Origin of the sequence: Neptunicella sp. (assembly GCF_048268085.1) — a bacterium.
In the GTDB taxonomy this organism is placed as follows: domain Bacteria; phylum Pseudomonadota; class Gammaproteobacteria; order Enterobacterales; family Alteromonadaceae; genus Neptunicella.
The window spans coordinates 37,688-58,431 of record NZ_JBLWWF010000014.1; the positions used below are offsets into that span (position 1 = coordinate 37,688).

Sequence of the window (20,744 nt, forward strand, 5' to 3'; positions counted from 1 at the left end):
AGTGATTCAATTTGGCGTTAAGTGGTCATTGATTTCCCTTCTCAGCAACGTTCACTTGGCAAGCATCGAGTAATTCACTGACCAGTTCAGGCTGATTAAGTGCTTTTGCTATGGCAACACCGCCAATCATCATGACGGCGTGTTGTAGCGCTTCGTTTCGATCCAGTCCGGCATTTTCCAACATGCCAATTAATCCTTTAAATACCGCAGTATAAGCATTGCGTACCTGAGCATCCCGTTGGCCAATATCAGTGGTTAAAAAGGCCAAAGGACAGCGTAATTGTTCCCCTTCCAAATGATTGGTGGATAAATATTCGCGGGTCATCTGGTCGATATTGGGCACCTGCTGATACTGGGCAGCTTTGTGTCTGGCGCCGGCAATAATGGCCTGAGCATACAATTCTGATTTGGTTTTAAAGTGGGCGTAAAAGGCTCCACGGGTCAATCCGGCATCGGCCATGACTTGATCAATACTGATATTCTCAAAGCCGTGCCGAGTAAACAGGTTGGCGGCACTATGCAAAATCCGCTGCCGTGTATTGTGTTTATGTTCTGCGCTCCAGGCCAAAACAGACTCCCGCGATTAAATAAAATATGTTGTTGAACATATTGTAACACCAATTAGGCTAAAGTGGATTTTACTAACGGAGCAAAAATATGAATCAGGTTCATATCTATGGTGTGCAGTTCAGTCCGTTTGTGCGCAGTGTACAAATGGTCTGTGAGGAAAAAAATATCCCTTACGAGATTAGTTTTGAAATACAAGGCCGGTCAGTGGAATTTAAAAGTGACGCTCACGGATTACTTCATCCTTACCGAAAAATACCGGTAGTGGAGCACAATGGGAAAATATTGGCCGAAACAAACAGTATCTGTCGTTATTTGGCCGCTAATTTTGCTGGCCCCAGTCTGGTACCAGATGATCCTTGGCTGCAGGCTAAAGTAGATGAATGGTGTGAGTTAATGACGACTTATATCAACTTCGCTATTGTGCGCGATTATTTACTGGAATTGGTGTCGTCGAAGGGAGAAGATGGCAAGCCTCGGTATGATGTGCTTAAAGCCAATCGTCCCGCCGCCGAGCAGGCTATTCAACTAATCAGTGCACAATTACAGGATCAGGACTATTTATTTGCCGGTCAATTAACCCTGGCTGATTTGATTACCGTGCCCTGTTTATACTACGCCGCCAGTCTGCCTGAAAAATATGCGCTGATAGCACCGGATTCAAATCTAATTCCATATTTACAACGCATACAGCAACGTGAATCCGCTAAAAAAGTATTAATTCCAAAAGAATAAATGATAGTCGGCATGACGCTATGACTTTTAAACCTGGTTAAAGTTGTCTAAGGTGAGGACGGATTTATCTTCGGACTCACCTGCTTATGCCGGTTTTAATTCAAGAATTTGTTCATGTTCATCCAGGCTATTTGTCTGATGGTGATTTGCTGTCGCAAATAGATCACTTACGCACAGCCATTGACCCGATGTTTTCCCCGCCGGAGTCATTATTTCGACATAACCTCTTGGCAGCAGAAATACGCTTACGGCGACTGGCCGATATTTCAATGCATCCGCTGAACAGCGCTCAACTAGCCAGTTTAATGGTGGAGACTGGCGATCCGTATACCCAATTTGAGCAGCTGCGACACCGATATCAACATCGTCTAGGCGGGCGCATACCATTGCCTAAAAATGCCCAGCAACTATGGAGTCAGCATAAATATTCGGTGATGGCGCGTGATGTGAATTTGTATAAAAAAATCGGCAAACAAGTGGCATTGCTGAAGCCAGGCGACAGTTATCACGATTTGGCATTATTGTTGGCTCAACAGCTTAATTTATCACCTAAGCAGGGCGGTATTTATAATGCGCTACAACATATGTGGGGCTATGTTTCGACGGTTGATCCAACAGTTAAGCAACAGATGCCGGAGTGGACCAATTCACATTTATTAGCAGAAATTCAACATAATGCATTGAAAATAAAACAGTTTTATCTATTATCATCTACAGCACTAAGTGAACTTTATGTATGGATTACAGATGGCGTTTAAGCGAAATGCCCTAGAGCGCGCTCTAATAAAGGATAAATTATGTTCGATCAAATCATCGATTTCTGGTTTAAAGAAATAACCCCAACCCAATGGTGGAAAAAAGATCAAGAATTTGATCGCCTGATACGCGCCCGATTTATTGGTGTGTATAACCAGGCCATTAAAGGTGAACTATTTCAGTGGCGAACTCAAGCCGAAGGGCGACTGGCAGAAATTATCATTCTGGATCAATTTTCTCGTAACATGTTTCGTGATCAGGCACAGGCCTTTAGTCAAGATGCGGCAGCCTTAATTTTGGCACAGGAGGCCATTGCTTGTGGTGCCGATAATGAACTAAGTGCGGTGCAAAATAGCTTTCTTTTTATGCCGTTTATGCATAGCGAATCTAAAGTCATGCACCATATTGCCGAAACCTTATATAGACAGAATGGGATTGAAAATAATCTTGATTTTGAATTGCGTCATAAAGCCATCATCGATCGCTTTGGGCGTTACCCCCACCGCAATAGCATATTGGGTCGGCAATCGACCGAGGAAGAAATCGAATTTCTTAAACAACCGGGCTCAAAATTTTAACTAGTACAGCGTTTTGACTACAGTTAGTTGAGGTTAATGACTATTAAAGGAGTGAGAAGTGAACCTTTTCGGTAAAGAGACTCAAATGGAGATGCAGTTGAAAGCCTGTCAGCAGGAGTGTAACGGGTTAAATAATGTATTAACAGCATTGTCTAAATCTGTCGCCAATATCGAGTTTACTCCTGACGGTAAAATTTTAACGGCTAATGATAATTTTTTGGCGGTGATGGGATACAGTCTGGAACAAATAGTCGGTCAGCATCATAAGATTTTTTGTAATGCAGAAACCATAAATAGCCCGGACTATAAAGCATTCTGGAAAAAACTGGCCGCCGGCGAAGGAGCTAAAGGGCAGTTTTTACGGGTGACCCAATCGGGTAAGGAAATCTGGCTAGAAGCCAGTTATTGCCCGGTGATTAATGCGGATGGGCAAGTTAGTAAAGTTGTCAAAATCGCCTCGGATATTACTGATTCGGTCCTGCAGTCTCATGAACTTAAAAGTCAAGATTGTGCGGTTAATCGTTCCATGGCGGTGATCGAATTTGATTTGGATGGCAATGTTTTAAAGGCGAATGATAATTTTTTACGCACGACGGGATATCAACTGGATGAAATTTTGGGTAAGCATCATAGTCTTTTTTGCGATAAACAATATGCGGCCAGTAATGAATATCGCCAATTTTGGGAGAAACTGAATCAGGGCGAATTTACCGGAGGTAAGTTCCAACGGGTAGATAAGCAGGGTAATGTGATTTGGCTCGAAGCCACTTACAATCCAATATTTAACTCAAAGGGTAAGCTCTACAAAGTGATGAAGTTCGCTACTGATATTACTGCTACGGTAGAAAGTGCCAGACAGACAACCCAAATGGTCACTGAGGCGACCCGTAAAACTGAAGATATTTCCAGCAAAGGTAATGAAGTGGTTAATCAGGCCATTGCAGCTATGAATAGAATGTCAGATGAGCTGAAAACGACCTCCAATAGTATTGATGCGTTAAGCGAGCAATCGGAAAAAATTACCAATATTGTCAGTACCATTACTGCCATTGCCGATCAAACCAACCTGTTAGCATTAAATGCTGCAATCGAGGCAGCAAGAGCCGGAGATCAAGGCCGTGGTTTTGCCGTTGTGGCCGATGAAGTTCGCCAGTTAGCCGCACGTACCAGCAGTTCCACGGCTGAAATTGATGATGTGGTAAGAAAAAACAACACCTTTGCCACCGAAGCGGTAAAGGCTATGCGTGAAATGCTTAAATTATCTGAAAGTAGCATGGAGCTGGTGAAAGAAACCGGCGTGGCAATTGATGAAATCGATTCCAGCACACATGAGATGATGGCCGCTGTTACTCATCTGGCCGAAGATAACTAACGGCTAATTTGGTTGGCTTGCACCACATAACGTAACGATGTGCCGGCCTGAATGGCATTAAATGGATAGCAGGTAATTAATGTCAGCATTGCTACATTATTCGACTGGAGCAAATCCATACGGTTTTGATCCACAATCTGTATTTGACTCACACGGTATCGATAGTTGCCTTTTGGCGTATGTAACTCCAATATTTCTCCAGTGTGAATGTCAGCTAATAGCCTAAAGTGAGTATCCCGATGACCCGCAATGACGATATTGCCGGATTCGCCCGGCAACGCAGTTTGACTAAGATGACCCGGACCAAAGGCTAATACCCGTCCCGATGCGCCTTCCAGTACATATAAATCGTTACTCTTAATGCTGAGTTTAGCGACTGGCCAGGTATCGGCCCATGACCAGGGGGGATGCCAGTTTCCTGTGGTGAGCGTTTGCTGCCATGCATCTTTGATAAGCCATTGGGCAACGGTAGCTTTGGCATAGATGTACCCCCCATGGCTGACTAAATAAAAAGCGAATCCTAATAGCAAAAAAAGAATTAGCTTGTACTGATATTGCCGACCCATTACCACGTTTTTCGCCGTGTCAGTAAATGCCAACTACCAATCAATATTATTAATAACAGTCCTGTGATTATTTGGAGTAATGCCGGTGTGGCAGTTTGGGGTAATTGTCCCATCATCTTAGCGGCATCCAAGCCCTGTGGCAGGTGATTGGGCACCGCTTTATCCTGAGCATCATTTTGGCCGATTGCACTGGGTGTTTTATCTACTGCCACCAGACTGGTAAATTCACTAACCAAATGATGTTGCATGGCGGTTTGTTCAATCTGTTGATTGAGCGCCTCGCGGTTTTCACTGTGCCGTCGATCCCGAGTTAACTGACCTATTTTATTCCGCGCCCATACCACATCCAGACCGGCTGCGTTTGCACCTTGGTTAACCGGTAAGGTAATAGACCAGGGGGTTGTCTGTCGGTTGCCCGCAATCGTTAGTTGATTTAGTCCGATTGGATGACGAAAGCTGACAATCACCGGTTCGCCTAAATACAAGTCGCTAATCGGGTTAGGGTAAAACTCGCTATCGGCCGAAAAATCCAGTGTGATATCGGTGAGCGCAGGAAAGCGCAGTTTATCCAATAGCAACTGCATTTTATTGCGTACCTGACTGACATCGCCGATATAACTAAAGGTTCCTCGTCCTGCTTTAGCGGCACCGGTCATAAAGTAACTGTTAGGGGCCGAACCGATACCGACAGTAAATAAGCGGCTGTGACCAAGTTTTTGTTCAATCAATTGCATTAACGCCACTTCGTTGCCCACGCTGCCATCGGTGATAAAAATGACCTGCCGCAATTCATGAGAGGGATATTGTTTATCCAGAGCCAGATTCAAGGCCTTGGCCATTTCGGTGCCACCATCGGCTGTTAACTCACTAATAAAACTCATAGCGCTGAGTTTGTTAGCCGCACTGGCGTTCATGGGATCCCACCACAATGCTCTGGCTTGCGAGTTAAATTCGATCAGATTAAAACTGTCTTGTGGATTGAGTTGTTCAATGGCGATTTGTAAGGCCATTTTCGCTTGCCTGATTGACTCGCCGGCCATTGAACCTGAGGTGTCCAGAATAAAAATGACTTCCCGGGGAGGTGGTGCGGCGTGCTCTGCCTGAGGCGGCATTAACATCAGTAAACTGTATTCTTCACCATTATGTTGTTGAGTAAACAGGGCTGCCTGTGGTGAATCAGTCAGTTCAGGTTGCCAGTGTAAGACAAAATCCCGATTGGCGATGACGCTTTTTTGTAAGGTGAGTTGTACCTGTTGATCATCTTGTTTAACAATCCTGATGGGATGAAATTCACTGGTGATATTGACAAGGGCAAAACCACTGTTGATATTAACCTGCAAATCCAGCTTATTCTCCGTTTCCTCTTTCGCTTTGATGGGCGGACTTATTCGGCTCGCATCGGGCACTTGATCGGTATTAAGTGCCCAGCCGGTTGCACTAAAATTGACGTCAATTGGTTGCCCGGGCATGTAGCGAGGGGTTATTGTCATGGGAAAGCGCAAACTGAATTTGCCATCTCGATAATCAAGTGACTGTTGATATTCAATAGTGACTTTAACTGCCTCACCGGGGCCGATATTAGCGATAGAATTAGTAAATAAGTTTGGTCGTTGTTGTTCAATTAAGCTGGCTTTTTTACCTTGTTTTTTGGCGTGCTCATAGGTTTTACGAGCCTGTTTTTTAGGCTGAATTTCACCCACAATATGTCGTTGACCCACTTGCATGGATAGATGATCAACAGCGGCATTTTCCGGTAACGGAAAAACATAAATTCCGTTCATCCACTGCGGATCCGGATTACGAAAGGTTTGGGTTACCGTGGTACGAGCTACCAATCCGGTCACGTTAATGTGTACATCGGTATGCAGTAATGGACTCAGTAATGGTTGTTGTTGGTTAGCGGCACTTCGCAGCACCAAGCTGCCCTGCTGTAGTTGCTGAATGTCATTTACAATTGGCATGCTATCGTCATTGGCTGAAACGGGCGCTGCAACAAGCAACGCCACTCCAGAGATAAACCAGATAGAAACACACCAGACAGCAATCCTGTGAATGACTGTCGTCATTGGTATTTCCTCTTAGTTAGCGGCAGTCATCACCGAATGGGCATCAGACAATTTGAGAATGACGCGACGGTCAAAAAAGTTATCTTCATTACTGGTACCAGCAGTGACCGGTGCTGACTCACCAAAGGCATTACTGTTGATCTGATTGTCATGGGCGCCATTGTCGATTAAGTAACTACGAATACTTTTAACGCGCTGTTCGGATAGCGACTGGTTATAGCTGTCATCGCCGCGACGGTCAGCGTAACCGGACAGGTTGACTTGCAGTTTGGGATTATCACGTAAACTTTTAGCGATTAAATTCAATTGCGGTTTGTAGTGATCTTCAATCACATAGGAGGCGGTGCGGAACTGAATGCTCGACTCCACTTCCTGATTAACCACTTCTATTTCGCGATTGAGTGATACCAGTTCAACCTGAGCCTGATGTTGGGCCTGCTCATAATTGTGTTGTAATGCGGCGAGTTGCTGATCTTTGTCGTGTAATTGTGCGGTGGCATCTTTGAGTTTGGCTTCATCGTTGACGTCATCGGCAATCATAATGCCAAAGATGCCGGCAACCATACCGCCTAATGGGCCAGCGATTAGGGTGCCAGCGACAGCACCAGAACCAAAACCAATTAGCTCATTTTTTTGCTGCTCCTGTTTATTGGTGGCGGCAAAGGTTGTGGACGTCAAAGCGAGGCTGATAGCAATAATATTAAGTGAACGTTTCATCTTGTTTCTCCTGGGATTGGGTTAAATCAAATTTTGTCAGCGTTGTGCTGAGTTCCCATATAGTAAACAACGACTTAGTGACCAATCCGGGGATGAATCATGGCAATGTGACGAGCAATTGTGGCGAAAAAATGGAATTTGCCGTCAACCGGTAAATTGCGGCATTTTTTGCGATATAGTGCATAACAGCAGAACTGACAATTTATTAAGAGTTAATTAACACCATGAGTAAACGCATTGCGCTAGTAGAAGATGAGCCGGATATTCGCGAAAATTATGCGGCGGCATTAAAAAAGCAAGGCTATGACGTGATTACCTATGCCAATCGGGCCTCGGCAGAGGCCGGTTTTAATCAGCGTTTACCGGATTTGGCGATTATTGATATAGGTTTACAGGATGAAATCGATGGTGGTTTTGCTTTGTGTCAGCAATTACGCTCGTTGTCCAAAACCCTGCCTATCATCTTTTTTACCGCGCGAGATAATGATTACGACACCATTTGCGGATTACGCATGGGCGCCGATGATTATTTGACCAAAGATATTAGTTTGCCCCATTTACTGGCGCGGATTGCGGCTTTATTTCGGCGCACTGAATTACTTAATCAGCCCCAATTACAATCTGATTTAATCCAGTGCGGTGATTTGTTAATGGACAGTAATCGCATGACAGTGAGTTGGCAAAATCAGCCCATTGAGTTAACCGTGACCGAATTTTGGATGTTACATGCCATTGCCAAATTTGCCGGTCATGTCAAAAGTCGTCAACAGTTAATGGATGAATCTCGCATGGTCGTTGATGACACCACCATTACTTCGCACATCAAACGGATTCGCAAAAAGTTTGTGCAGCTTGATGACGGCTTTGACCGGATAGAAACCGTATATGGCATGGGCTACCGCTGGAAAAATAGTGCATGAGTCGTTTACGTATCGGCATTCGCCTGAAGCTGTTATTACTGTCACTGTTTTTATTTGCGATCCCCTGGCTGGGTTACCAATATGTATGGGAGTTGGAAAGTTATTTGCGGCTAGGCCAAGAGCAAACCATGGTGGGCACCGCCCGGGCCGTTGCCACGGCGTTACATGAACGCCCGACACTATTCGATAATCAGGCGGCTTATCTAAAAGATGTCAAACCGGGAACGGATCTATACGCTCATAAAATTATGCAGCCCATTCAACTGGATGGTGATTTAAGTGACTGGCAGGAATACCGCCATTTGGCACTGGAATATGGTGAACAGAATTTAATTGAACCGGTAGTGGACTACCATCCGGACAGTTTGCATTTCACCCATATGGTGGGTCAGTTTGGCCCCTATTTGTATGCCATGTTTGATGTTACCGATGACAAGGTACTGCTGAGACCCCAAAACAGTTTACGTATTGATCGTAACGATTATTTGCAAATCGCCTTGATCGATCCACAAGGTGAATTTCAACGTTATATTGTCGCCCCGTTTAAACCGGGGTGGGTGAATGCCTACCAACTGGACCCTGACATCAATTCTGTCAAACCATTAAGACTGGAAACTCGTATTCAGGGTGATTGGCGTATAACACCCAAGGGCTACAATATTGAGTTGCGTTTCCCACTGGAGATGATGTCTAGCAAGATTGCGTTCGCCATTGCCGATGTAGACGATCAGAAAACCCGACTTAAACGCTATTCAGTTGGTACTGCCAATCCGTCCCAGTCTGACTCATTAGGTACCGTATTAGTGCCGTCTCCCGAGATTGAAAAAATTCTAAAAGGACTGAAATATTCCAATGCCCGCGTATGGGTGGTAGACAACCATATGCGAGTATTAGCTCGCTCTGGCAGTATTCATAGTTCTACCGGGGTCAACACCGATGATGCTTATGCAAAAAATAAATCGTGGTGGCAACGTTTTGAACAACGCTGGTTATTACCTTTGTATTATCAAATATTAACCAAACCTCCAGCTGACTTTGTCGATGAATTACAGGATGCCTATGCCTTGCAAGGTCAGGATATCGCTCACGCTTTAGCCGGTAAACCAGATTCATTGTGGCGACTGAGTTCTGATAACAAAGCGGTTATTTTATCTGCCGCCCATCCCATTTTTCTGGATGACAAGGTGATGGGGGCCGTGGTGGTCGAGCAAACAACCCATGGTATTCGTACATTGCGCAACAAAGCGTTGGAAGGATTGTTTCATGTCATCTTGGCGGTCATGACCTTGGGCACGTTGGCGCTGTTTTTATTTGCCTCACGGATTTCATCCCGGATCCGCAAGTTACGCGATCAAACCGAATCGGCGATCGATCAACACGGAAAAATCATCGGCACCATTCCCGCCTCACATACCGGTGATGAAATTGGTGATCTATCCCGTACTTTTCACAGTGTGTTGGGCAAACTCAGTCAATATAACTTGTATCTGGAAAACATGGCCTCGCGCTTATCCCATGAACTACGCACGCCAGTAGCGGTAGTTAATTCTTCTCTGGAAAATATGGCATTGGAAGATCAAACTGACGATAGCAAGCAATATATTGATCGTGCTCAGCAGGGTATCAAACGCTTAAGTAAAATATTGAATAATATGAGTGAAGCGACTCGCCTGGAACAGGCGATGATGGTCAGCGAACAGGAAAAGTTTAACCTGACCGAATTGCTCAGTGGTTGTATTGAAGGGTATCGAATGGCTTATCCCCTTCGCCAGTTCAAGTTAGATATGAGTATTACTGACACCAGTATGATGGGGTCACCGGAATTGTTTGCCCAGATGTTGGATAAAATTGTTACCAATGCGGTGGAGTTTAGCGCTGAGCAATCGGTTATCCGTTTTGAATGCACCGAAAAAGCAGGAAAATTGCAGCTGAGTATCAGCAATCAGGGCGGCCTGCTACCAGAAAAAATGCAAACTCAATTACTTGATTCAATGGTGTCGGTCCGGCCTCAGGGGGAGAGTCAACAACCTCATTTGGGACTGGGTTTATATATCGCCAAAATGATTGCCGAATATCATCAGGGTAAAATCAGTATCAATAATTTACATGATAACAGTGGGGTAATGGTCACTATTACCATTGTAAAATAAGTCTCATGCAGTGTTATTGGAAGTGATCTGATTCGAGGTTTTGAGCGTATGTTATTACACTCATTTATATCGCACAGATTACGTCATGAGGTTGGGTATGCATATATTAATAACCGGTGGTACAGGATTGATTGGCCGTCAATTTATCCGTGCTTATCCTCATTACCAATACACCGTGCTTACTCGCCAAGCATCTAAGTGGCAAGCATCTTCCGATGGAAAAACGCACTATATTGATGATTTGAATTCTGTTGGGCAATTAAATGATATTGATGCAGTCATTAATTTGGCTGGTGAACCTATTGCTGACAAACGCTGGACCGAGCAGCAAAAACAAAGGATCTGCGAAAGTCGTTGGCAGATCACTCGTCAGTTGGTGACATTAATTAGAGCCAGTGATGCTCCACCGAAAATATTTTTGTCAGGTTCAGCCATTGGATTCTATGGTGATACAGATGGCAAGGTGGTAACAGAAAAGGATTCTGCGTCCCAACCGGATTTTGCCTCAGATCTGTGTAGCGAGTGGGAAAATATTGCCAATAGCGTTGCAGAGCTCACCCGTACCGTCACGATGCGGACCGGTGTCGTATTAAGTACACAAGGTGGTGCGCTGAAAAAAATGTTATTACCGTTTAAATTAGGTTTAGGGGGACGTATAGGTAATGGCAAACAATATATGTCATGGATACATATTGACGATATGGTAAAGGCAATTGATTTTTTATTAACTCACAATGAGATAAGTGGGGCGATTAATATGACTTCGCCCAATGCGGTTAGTAATATCGAGTTTACACGCAGCTTGGCAACGTGCTTAAACAAGCCCGCCTTTTTGCCCGTTCCAGCATCAGTATTAAAATTATTGATGGGCGAATCATCCAGCCTATTGCTGGGCAGTCAGCAGGTTTATCCGCAAAAATTGCTAGACAACGGATTTAGCTTTAAACAGGCTGAATTAACCCAAGCACTGGATAGTTTACTCAATACACCTTCTGGTTAATCGCCTGTCAAAACTGCATCGCGACAGGCTTCGTCGTCAAATTCCAGTTCGATAGTGGTATGGGCTAATTCATAACTTGCCAGATTATCTGCAATGGTGGCTTTAATCTCGGCCATTTGCGGCACTGATACATCCGATGCCAGCACCAGATGGGCGGTGAGTACGTGTTGCTCACCATCCAGTGACCAGAAATGTAAGTGATGCAAGTCGTTGACTAACTCGTGCCTTAAGAGTACTTCGCGTATTTCTGTACGTAACGATTCACTGGGCGCGCCCTGCATAAATAAGCGCAACGTAGAGCGTAAATTTTTTATCACGTTAAACAATATAAACAGGGTAAAAGCAATGGATAAAATCGGATCAAGAATGGGCAAATCCACAAACATCAGCACAATAGACACGATTAACACTGCAACCCAGCCCAGAACATCTTCGATTAAATGCCAGTTAAGTATTCGCTCATTCATGGTTTTTCCTGAACTAAGCTTGTAAGCCGCAAAACCATTCACCGCGATACCGAAAATAGCCAGTACAAACATACCTTCAGTGACCGGCATTTCGGGATTAAAGAGTCTGGGAATAGCTTCATACAGAACCCAAATGGAACCGATAGTTAACACCACGCCATTCACTAACGCCCCTAATAATGAAAAACGTTTGTAGCCATAACTAAAGTGTTGATTGGCCTGTTTATGACTAATTTTATTAAGGAACCAAGCTGTGCCGATGGATAGACTATCCCCCAAGTCATGTACGGCATCGGCCATAATGGCAGTACTGTTGGTTAGCCAGCCACCAATAAATTCGATAATGGTAAAGGTGACATTAAGTAAAAATGCCCAGCCAATGCGCTCGGATGAAGCATGGCTGTGATCATGATGATGGTGGTGATCGTGCATAAGGTTTCCCACTTTCTGCTGTTTTATTCAGAGTTTAGGATATTGATCCATAAAAAAACGGGAAAGGCTAATCACCCTTCCCGTTTTTTATTTAAAGCGCAGTTAGCAAGTTGCTTATTCAACAAAACCTTGATTGGCTTTAACCGTCAGAGGATGGTAGCCCGCTTTGGCTTCATCAAAGGCTTTCTTGGCGATAGCCTTGCCTTCAACCGTCTTAGATAACGCTTTGTATAAAGGTTTCACTAGTTTATTGCGACCAATATGTACCAGATAGTCATGTAAACGTGGGAAGGCCGGTTGATACCAGTTTTTCACTGCAATCAATAACCAACTATGGGCAATTTCATTGTTATGTGATTCGGTCAGATTAAATGCCCGATCCAGATCATGTAATTGCTCCAGACTTAGTTCGTCCGGCATATTATTTAAGAAATATAACCACTGATGGACGGTCCAGTTTTGGGTATCAATCTGGTTGGCATTCACTTCGCCATTAAGCCAGTTATTGCGAGCATTATCGACAATACTGAATGCATTCGATTCGGGCATCGGAGCACCTTGTGGCACGCCAGGTTCGAAGATCCACTGATTGATGCGATCCATATCCAGTTTATCAGGATAATTAGCTACCACATGTTTTTTGAAGTAAGCCAGAAATTCGTCCGTGGTAATGCTCTGAAATTTGAAATGCTGGAAATATTCCATCAGGAAGGCATCCATATTGTCACGGCCAATTTTTTGTTCTACTTCACGTAAAAACAGTGCGCCTTTTTCATAAGGGATGTCAGAGAACACGTCATCAGGATCGCGGCCACGCAGATCGATAGCCAGTATTTGGTCTTTGTCGGTCAAATTGGTGACATCCGCTTCCAGACTTTGATAGCCCAGCACGGCTTCCTGCTTGTAACGATCTTTGCCGTAAACATTTTCCATGATGCGATAGGTTAAATAAGTGGTAAAACCTTCGTTTAACCACAGATCTCGCCAAGTCGCGTTAGTCACAGTATTACCTGACCAGGAATGTGCCAGTTCGTGAGCAATGAGTGAGACCAGACTTTTATCGCCAGCGATCACCGTAGGAGTGATAAAAGATAAACGTGGATTTTCCATGCCGCCAAAGGGGAAAGACGGAGGCAAAATCAATAAGTCGTAACGATCCCAGCGATAAGGGCCGTAGAGCTTTTCGGTGGCAATCAGCATGGATTCGGTATCTTCAAACTCCGCTGCTGCGGCATCTAATATGGATGGTTCGGCATACACGCCAGTGCGCTCACCCATGGCTTTAAAATGCAAATCACCGACACCTAGGGCAATCAAATAGGATGGAATAGGCTGAGGCATATTGAATTCATATACTCCATCGCGTTCAGTATTCGGATCGTTAGAGGCACTCATTACCGCCAGTAATTCTTTAGGCGTGCGGATTGTGGCTTTATAAGTCACCCGAACTTGCGGGGAATCCTGCAAGGGGATAAAGCTGCGAGCGTGAATGGCTTGTGCTTGAGTAAACAGGAAGGGGTACTTTTTACCGGCGGTTTGTGCCGGTGTTAACCACTGCACGCCACTGGCCTGCGGTGAGGTCGCATAATTGATTTTAACTTTGTTGCCGGAGTCAGGCAGCGGGATTTCCAGAGCGGCACCGAGAAAGTCATCAGCATCATGTAAATCAAAATCAATTTTCTGACCATTAGCGGTGACGCTATTAATGGTTAAATCACGGGTATCCACGATCAAGCTGGTGGCTTTTGGATCTTTTTTGTCGAAGGTCAGTTCGGCATAGCCGCTCATCACCTTGTGATCAAAATCAACCGTCAGATCCAGATCAATGTGTGTCACTTTGACCTGTTCGGGATTGGACTGTGAGTGATAATCTTTGCCAACCTGAATCTGGTTGGTTTGGCTAGTGGTTTCTGTAACAGGTTTTGTGGTGGTGGGCTTAACATTATTGTCGCTACAGCCACTTAGCAGGGTAAGGCCAACTATAACCAACCCGGTAAATTTATTTAACATTAGGATTCCTTCTGCGAGGGTTTAATCATCGGTTCCTATCTTACCTTATTGTGACAGGACATCGGCAAATTAGTTTGTGATTAGGCTTGTATGGATTAGTGCACGGACCAATAAAGTTAAATATATTAACTGCTTAATTTATGTTCTATAGTTTGAGTACCTTGTTAACCGATAGCAAGGAACAACAGGGATAGATGTCGTTTAAATTCGATGGGAGTGTAGTGTAGTTGAAAAAGTCGGTGTTGCGGATTGGTTTATTTTGTGGGTTATTTACATACGTCAGTTTTGGCGTATTCGCTGAAGGTCAGTCTAATAGTAACGAGATTCGATTGGCAACCTTAGGCGCTGGAGTGGGTAATTTTGCTCCGGTTCTATATGTTGAAAATGATCAAGTGATGGGCACAATGCCGGAACAGATACGCTGTGCTTTTGCGGCACTAGGTATTGTTACCCGTTTCATATCTGCTCCCATTGGGCGCCATGTATGGGCGGTGGAAAATGATCAGGCTGATGGTTATTTTCCTGCTAGCCCCTATGAAGATGACACTTCACCCGAACAGACTAGCATCGTGTTACTGGAAAGTGAGATTGCAATATTTTCCCTAAAACCGGTAGATGTTTATTCACGACCTGCTCCCTTGGTTGCTGCTGTGAGGTTGGCTATGGGGCCGGAAAAGTTTATCGAACGTCATCAACTGCCTGTTGTTAAAACCTCCAGTTTTAATCAGGCAATTGAGTTATTAATCAAAAAACGTGCTGATGCGGTTATCGCCAATGATAAAGGCTTTGAACTGGCAGCTAAAAATGGTAACTATCAATTTGATTGGCATAAGCAGCCGTTGGAGTCGGTTAAGTTGCGTCTTTTTTTATCCCCTGGTTACGTGCAAAAGCATCCGGATATATTTAACCGGTTAAATCCTGAATTGGAACAATGCAGAACTGAATAAGTTCACACGATCGAATATTGTCATTTAATTGTCATTGTTTATTCATCTCAATGTAGTAAAAAATTCATTTTTAATCCTTAGCCTAGATTGTTGTTTTTATTATAAAAATTTAGGAATAATGGATGACGAACCTGCAACAAACCTTAAAATTAAGTTTACTTACACTGGCCTTGATAGCCGGCCTATCCGGTTGTGTGCTGGAAGGCGATGATGGCAAAGATGGCCAACCTGGTGCTGCGGGACAGCAAGGAGCTCCGGGTACTAATGGGCAAGATGGTACGGATGGTCAAAATGCCACTCGTGATCTTGCGTTACAGGTTGTTGGGCGTTTTGCCGCTGGTGGTATTGAGATTTATGGTAAGAGCGCCGCTGAAATTGTGCAGTTCCATAAAACATCTGGCTCTGCGTTTGCGGTTAACGCTGCGGTTAATCATATCGAAGTGATTAATTTGGCAAATTTACCGACGACCGAAGTGGCTAATCCGGTTACCGATACCAGTTTGAGTTCAGAATCCTTCACCTTTCCTGACACCGTCACAGTAAAAGATAGCAATGGCCTGGATCAGCAAGTGGCATTAGGTGTGGCCAATTCTATTGCGATTCATGACGATATGTTAGCTATTGCAGTTGAAGCGGCAGTGAAAACCGATATGGGTGCCGTGTTGTTTTACCGTCTTGATGCAATGGGGCAAGGCACTTTTGTTAAAGCCGTTGCTGCCGGTGCGCTGCCGGATATGCTGACCTTTAGCCCTGACGGTAGCAAAGTGCTAGTGGCTAACGAAGGTGAACCGGATACTGATTATATCGTTGATCCGCAAGGCAGTATTTCGGTTATTGCGATCAATGACAATATGCCGGCTGATATGGCAGAAACGATTAACTTCACGACCGATATGACTTTCAGTAGCGACTTGCTGGATGATCAAGATTATGACACCGATGCTAAACGAATGGCGCTACTTAAACAGGCTGGGGTCAAATTTGCCAGTCCAGCGGGTACCACAGTGGCGCAAGAGCTGGAGCCGGAATATATCGCCGTGACTGCCGATAGCCAAAAAGCCTATGTGTCCTTACAGGAAAGTAATGCTATCGGGATTATCGACCTGAGCAAAATGACTATTGAAGTCAAAGCGCTGGGCTTTAAAGACTGGAGCCAGTACGAACTGGATTTTACCAATAAAGATGAAGTGCCATTGTTTCGCAGTGTAAAAGGTTTATACGGTATGTATCAGCCAGATACTATTGCATCTTATCAATGGAATGGCGCCACCTTTATATTGTCAGCCAATGAAGGCGATTCACGTGACTGGGATGCCTATTCAGAAGAAGTGCGTGTGGAAGATATTATCGACCCTGACGAATTGAACAAGTTGTTATCCGACGAGTTAATGATGCAATACGATGCCAGTGGTGGCAAAGATGGCCTGGGTCGTTTAAAAGTCACCACGGCCTTGGGTGATGCAGATAATGATGGTGTTTATGAGGCGCTGTATGCCTTTGGTGGGCGTTCATTCTCGATCTGGGATCAAAACGTTAATCGGGTGTATGACTCGGGCGATGATTTCGAGAAAATCTCGGCTGCCGTTCTAGGCAATGATTTCAACAGTGCGCATACCGAGAATAAAGGCGATAACCGCTCTGATGATAAAGGCGGGGAGCCGGAGGCCATTGCCGTAGGTGAAATCGACGGCCGTCACTATGCCTTTATTGGTCTGGAGCGTTCCGGTGATTTATTTGTCTACGATGTGACCAGCCCGTTTAATGTCAGCTTTATCAATCACTACAATAACCGTGATTTTGATACTGATTTTGAACTGGATGATGATTTAGCCAATCCTTGTGATGAAGCCGAAGGGATGGATTGCAGCGAAGTTGCTCAATCCGGAGATTTAGGGCCTGAAAGCATTAAATTTGTTTCTGCCGCCGATAGCCCCAATGGTAATCCGTTACTGATTATTGGTAATGAAGTCAGCGGTACGGTGACGATTTATCAGGTAATAGCTCAATAAACGGTTGAGTCAAATGTCGATAAAGGCGCTGTGGCGCCTTTTTTGATCGTGGTGATGCTAATACTGTCGCGATAAGCTCAATTAACAAACAATACCGCAACTTGATTTAGCTCACCTTATCAGTAAAGATAATGACCAACTCTACTCCTCTTATCTTACTGTCAGGGATCGCTTCCGTTGTTAGTGTTCAAGCACATTTCCCAGTATTACCAGCAGCGTTGCCTGTTTGATGATTTCTCATTATCAATTGATGAACCCCGTGTATTGATTAGTGGCGCCAATGGCAGTGGCAAAACGACCTTGTTACTGATGGCCGCAGGATTAATCAAACCGCAAAGCGGTAACGTGACCTTTCAGGATCAGGACGTACTGCTTGCCACAACCAAGCCGAAAATCGGCATTAGTGCCAGCAAAGTAGTATTACCGGCCTTTATGACGGTGACCGAAATACTGACATTCCACCGCCAACAATTTAGCTGTGATCCCGCGGATAAATGGCTTGAACAATTTGGTCTTAACCAATACTTAACCACCAAAGTGGCGGATTTATCCTTGGGTAATGTGAAAAAACTTAGTCTGATGACCGCCATTATGCACCAGCCCGAGTTATTGTTGCTCGATGAGCCTACCAATGGGCTGGATGAACAGGCTCGCCTGAGTTTGAATTTATTGATTAGCGAGTACCCCGGACAAGTGATCATTGCCAGTCATGAAGCGCTGGCAGCCGACGACCAGCAGGTTCGCCATATTCAATTGCAGCGACAATTAGGCGCTTAAGTGATCGGCTACTGGCAATTCCGTATCCGTATTTATCACCAATCATTACAACAGTGGCTGGATAGCCTGCGCCAAATTAGCCTGGGATTGGTGGCGTTGTTTCCTTTAGCGTTACCGGCATTATTGTTGATTCCGTTGTTAGCGTTAGGGGTTTTGGCAGATTCTGCCAGTGATAATTCCCTCTATCTGAATACCCTGTGGGGCTATCTGTTATTGCTATACAGTTGGGTAGCGCTGCAACGGGACGGGATACAAGCCAGACAATATCAGCTGTATATCAATAGTTTGCCCATCAGTGCTGCCAAGCGTAGTTGGTGTGAGCTGGGAATCATATTGTATGGAGCCAATGTATTTGTTTTGGGACCACTAATACTGGTGGTGGTGATGTTTATTCATCAGCTTAATCATTTTGCCGGTGCACCGATAAGAGCATTACTACACCCGTTGATTCCGATTAGCGGATTACTCTTTCTTAGCGGTTATTACAGTGTCAGTGCGGTTCAGGGGCAACGTCCGTGGCTAAGCTTGTTATTATTGCCTTTAATCGTCGTTCCCTGGGCAGATGAATTAGTCAAAGGGCAATGGCTGGTTATCTGGTTGGTGGCTATCGTGCTTGAACGTCAACTGCCTGCGGTGCCGCTACCATTAGCAAACTGGCCACGCGGATTTTACCTATTGTTGGTACAGGCCGATGTGGATAATCCCAGAAACGAAGGATTGCGCTGGGTGGCGTTGTTATTACTGGTCATTCTGGCCGGTATTTGCGTTGACGGGGTCAACGAGCCTGTCCGTCCCTATATTGCTAACTTGCTGAGTTTTTTGAGTGCTATCTTGATTGCCAGCAGTCTGTTTGATGTGCAGGCTTTGCGGCAACGTTACCAGTTATATTTAACCAGCTTGCCACAGTCTAAACATAAACAGCAGGTTTATAGTCTTGTCTATGTGATGAGTAAAGCCATTCCGGCCCTACTATTACTGGCTTATTTATCCTTGTTTGGCACTGGACAATGGGCATTATGGTGCGTCTTTTACATCAGCAGTTTGGCTGGCATACTAATCCGTCCCAAGTGGTTTTTGCTATTCCCGCTGATAAGCGCGTTACTGGTGTTTTTTATTTGCCCTTAATGCAACATAACTACGTGGAAGGACATAACGATAGTGAGTATTGAAGGAATAATCATGAATAAACAATATTTCAGGCAAGTATTATTAGCTGGGTTACTGTTAATTTTATTCGGTTGCGGTGGTTCATCACAACAAGCACCTGATACCTCTGGATCTCCATCAACTCCAGCTGAACAAGAACCCTCAGAACCAACCCCTGTCACCGAACAAACACTACCACGCATTGATTTTTTCGATCTGCAAGGCGAAATTCAGAACGAACCTAAAATCATTGCCAGTATGAAGATCACTGATTACCAAATCGGGGAATTACCTATTGTTGATTATGACGGCCAGATTGGCGTCGAATATCGAGGTTCCAGCTCACAATATTATTACGATAAGAAAAGTTATGGCATCGAACTGCGTGACAGTGACAATAATGATTTGAATGCGTCTATTTTAGGTCTACCGGAAGAAGAAGATTGGGTTTTAAATGGTCCCTATGGTGACAAGACGCTAATCCGCAATGCGCTCATGTTTGATATGGCTCAGGCTTTTGGTCGCTATTCATCCCGTTACAAGTTTGTCGAACTGTATATCAATCAACAGTATAACGGTGTGTACGTTCTACTGGAGAAAATTAAACGGGATGCGGCCAGAGTCGATATCAATAAACTTAAGGACGATGAAAACGATGGTGAAGATGTAACCGGCGGCTATATTCTCAAGTTGGATAAAACCGATGGCGAACATGCGGATAATCCCTCCGCCTATGATTTATATACCGATGATATGAGTTTTATTTCCCAGATAGGCTCGGGGGGTAAATAACAATAAACACCATTTTATTTATCACTATCCCAAACCGGAAGATATTACCGACCCGCAAAAAGCGTATATTCAAGCCTATATTCAGGATTTTGAAGCCGCGTTAAATGGTGACAACTTTGAAGATGATGAATTGGGTTATCGCCATTTTATCAACGTAGACAGCTTCGTTGACTATTTTATTGCTACCGAAATTTCCGGCAACGTGGACGGTTATCGCCTGAGTACGTTCTTGTACAAAGACAAGAATGCCAAGTTATCCATGGGCCCTTTATGGGATTACAACCTGGCCTTTGGTAACGCTGATTATTGTCAGGGCTGGGAAAATAATGTGTGGGTTTATCGCTCTGAACAGCGTTGCGATGGTGGTGTATTTCCGGTGCCATTCTGGTGGTTCCGTCTTTTGGACGATGAGCGCTTTGTTGAACAGGTTAAAACGCGCTGGACACAACTTCGTGCTGCCAGTTTGTCTGACGCTGATATCGAACAGCGAATTGCGGATATGACTACTTATCTGCAATCAACAGGTGCTATTGAGCGCAATTTTGCCCGTTGGGATATTCTGGGTGATTATGTTTGGCCAAACAATTATGTGGGACAAACCTATGATGATGAAGTGAATTATTTACACGACTGGTTGCTCGGCCGCATGCATTGGCTGGATAGTGAAATCGCCAATCTTTAGTACTTGAGTTAAACCAGAATTAAGGTTAACAATATCATTTAGAGTTGAGATTACC

The 20,744-nt window shown here is 44.4% G+C and carries 19 protein-coding genes; 13 read left to right on the top strand and 6 right to left on the bottom strand.

Features of this window, described 5'->3' with window-relative positions; genetic code table 11:
* Nucleotides 1-25: 25 nt before the first annotated feature.
* Nucleotides 26-568 (bottom strand): TetR/AcrR family transcriptional regulator, encoded by a 543-nt coding sequence (locus ACTD55_RS12215; RefSeq protein WP_438864615.1) that lies wholly within the window; start codon nt 566-568, stop codon nt 26-28.
* 89 nt (nt 569-657) lie between these two features.
* On the opposite strand from ACTD55_RS12215, the gene ACTD55_RS12220 reads away from it, so the two are divergent.
* From ACTD55_RS12220 to ACTD55_RS12235, 4 genes are all read left to right on the top strand, one after another.
* Nucleotides 658-1,302, top strand: a complete 645-nt coding sequence (locus ACTD55_RS12220; protein WP_438864616.1) for a glutathione S-transferase family protein — start codon at nt 658-660, stop codon at nt 1,300-1,302.
* Between the two features lie 86 nt (nt 1,303-1,388).
* Entirely contained in the window at nt 1,389-2,060 is a 672-nt protein-coding gene (locus ACTD55_RS12225; RefSeq protein ID WP_438864617.1) for a DUF1722 domain-containing protein, read from the top strand.
* A 39-nt stretch (nt 2,061-2,099) separates the two neighbouring features.
* A complete protein-coding gene (locus tag ACTD55_RS12230) occupies nt 2,100-2,636 on the top strand; it encodes a DUF924 family protein (protein ID WP_438864618.1) in 537 nt (178 codons plus the stop codon).
* Nucleotides 2,637-2,721: 85 nt separating this feature from the next.
* The gene (locus ACTD55_RS12235; RefSeq protein WP_438864619.1) at nt 2,722-4,008 is read left to right on the top strand and encodes a methyl-accepting chemotaxis protein; all 1,287 of its coding nucleotides are present in this window, start codon (nt 2,722-2,724) and stop codon (nt 4,006-4,008) included.
* Here ACTD55_RS12235 and ACTD55_RS12240 read toward each other — a convergent pair.
* The 3 genes from ACTD55_RS12240 to pdsO are packed head-to-tail and all read right to left on the bottom strand — an operon-like array spanning nt 4,005 to nt 7,357.
* On the bottom strand, nt 4,005-4,607 hold the full coding sequence (locus tag ACTD55_RS12240) for a class GN sortase (RefSeq protein WP_438864620.1): 603 nt from the start codon (nt 4,605-4,607) through the stop codon (nt 4,005-4,007). The two genes, ACTD55_RS12235 and ACTD55_RS12240, sit on opposite strands and share 4 nt — an antisense overlap.
* Nucleotides 4,574-6,640: a marine proteobacterial sortase target protein gene (locus tag ACTD55_RS12245; RefSeq protein ID WP_438864621.1), complete on the bottom strand. Its 2,067-nt coding sequence runs from the start codon at nt 6,638-6,640 to the stop codon at nt 4,574-4,576. The genes ACTD55_RS12240 and ACTD55_RS12245 overlap by 34 nt, the downstream gene beginning before the upstream one ends.
* A 12-nt stretch (nt 6,641-6,652) precedes the next feature.
* Complete coding sequence (gene pdsO / locus ACTD55_RS12250) at nt 6,653-7,357, bottom strand: sortase-associated OmpA-like protein PdsO (protein ID WP_438864622.1); 705 nt, start codon at nt 7,355-7,357, stop codon at nt 6,653-6,655.
* A 224-nt stretch (nt 7,358-7,581) separates the two neighbouring features.
* Here pdsO and pdsR point away from each other — a divergent pair, with 224 nt between their 5' ends.
* The 3 genes from pdsR to ACTD55_RS12265 all read left to right on the top strand — a co-directional run bounded on the left by pdsR (nt 7,582) and on the right by ACTD55_RS12265 (nt 11,427).
* Nucleotides 7,582-8,277, top strand: a complete 696-nt coding sequence (pdsR, locus tag ACTD55_RS12255; RefSeq protein WP_438864623.1) for a proteobacterial dedicated sortase system response regulator — start codon at nt 7,582-7,584, stop codon at nt 8,275-8,277.
* A complete protein-coding gene (gene pdsS / locus ACTD55_RS12260; protein WP_438864624.1) occupies nt 8,274-10,427 on the top strand; it encodes a proteobacterial dedicated sortase system histidine kinase in 2,154 nt (717 codons plus the stop codon). Before pdsR ends, pdsS begins: the two co-directional genes overlap by 4 nt.
* Before the next feature lie 97 nt (nt 10,428-10,524).
* Nucleotides 10,525-11,427 carry a TIGR01777 family oxidoreductase gene (locus ACTD55_RS12265; RefSeq protein ID WP_438864625.1) on the top strand — a complete coding sequence of 301 codons (903 nt, stop codon included), beginning with the start codon at nt 10,525-10,527 and terminating at the stop codon, nt 11,425-11,427.
* Here the strand turns inward: ACTD55_RS12265 and ACTD55_RS12270 are convergent.
* Both ACTD55_RS12270 and ACTD55_RS12275 read right to left on the bottom strand, forming a co-directional pair.
* On the bottom strand, nt 11,424-12,326 hold the full coding sequence (locus tag ACTD55_RS12270; protein WP_438864626.1) for a cation diffusion facilitator family transporter: 903 nt from the start codon (nt 12,324-12,326) through the stop codon (nt 11,424-11,426). The two genes, ACTD55_RS12265 and ACTD55_RS12270, sit on opposite strands and share 4 nt — an antisense overlap.
* Nucleotides 12,327-12,440: 114 nt before the next feature.
* The gene (locus tag ACTD55_RS12275; RefSeq protein ID WP_438864627.1) at nt 12,441-14,336 is read right to left on the bottom strand and encodes a M1 family metallopeptidase; all 1,896 of its coding nucleotides are present in this window, start codon (nt 14,334-14,336) and stop codon (nt 12,441-12,443) included.
* A gap of 227 nt (nt 14,337-14,563) precedes the next feature.
* Between ACTD55_RS12275 and ACTD55_RS12280 the strand changes: the two genes are divergently transcribed.
* The 6 genes from ACTD55_RS12280 to ACTD55_RS12305 all read left to right on the top strand — a co-directional run bounded on the left by ACTD55_RS12280 (nt 14,564) and on the right by ACTD55_RS12305 (nt 20,689).
* Nucleotides 14,564-15,283, top strand: coding sequence for a hypothetical protein (locus ACTD55_RS12280; RefSeq protein WP_438864628.1), 720 nt, complete (start codon nt 14,564-14,566; stop codon nt 15,281-15,283).
* A 122-nt stretch (nt 15,284-15,405) separates the two neighbouring features.
* On the top strand, nt 15,406-17,292 hold the full coding sequence (locus tag ACTD55_RS12285; RefSeq protein WP_438864629.1) for a choice-of-anchor I family protein: 1,887 nt from the start codon (nt 15,406-15,408) through the stop codon (nt 17,290-17,292).
* A gap of 183 nt (nt 17,293-17,475) precedes the next feature.
* The gene (locus tag ACTD55_RS12290) at nt 17,476-18,069 is read left to right on the top strand and encodes an ATP-binding cassette domain-containing protein (protein WP_438864694.1); all 594 of its coding nucleotides are present in this window, start codon (nt 17,476-17,478) and stop codon (nt 18,067-18,069) included.
* A complete protein-coding gene (locus ACTD55_RS12295) occupies nt 18,070-19,194 on the top strand; it encodes a DUF6136 family protein (protein ID WP_438864630.1) in 1,125 nt (374 codons plus the stop codon).
* A 54-nt stretch (nt 19,195-19,248) separates the two neighbouring features.
* Entirely contained in the window at nt 19,249-20,007 is a 759-nt protein-coding gene (locus ACTD55_RS12300; RefSeq protein ID WP_438864631.1) for a CotH kinase family protein, read from the top strand.
* A 16-nt stretch (nt 20,008-20,023) separates the two neighbouring features.
* Nucleotides 20,024-20,689: a CotH kinase family protein gene (locus tag ACTD55_RS12305; RefSeq protein WP_438864695.1), complete on the top strand. Its 666-nt coding sequence runs from the start codon at nt 20,024-20,026 to the stop codon at nt 20,687-20,689.
* Nucleotides 20,690-20,744 lie beyond the last annotated feature (55 nt).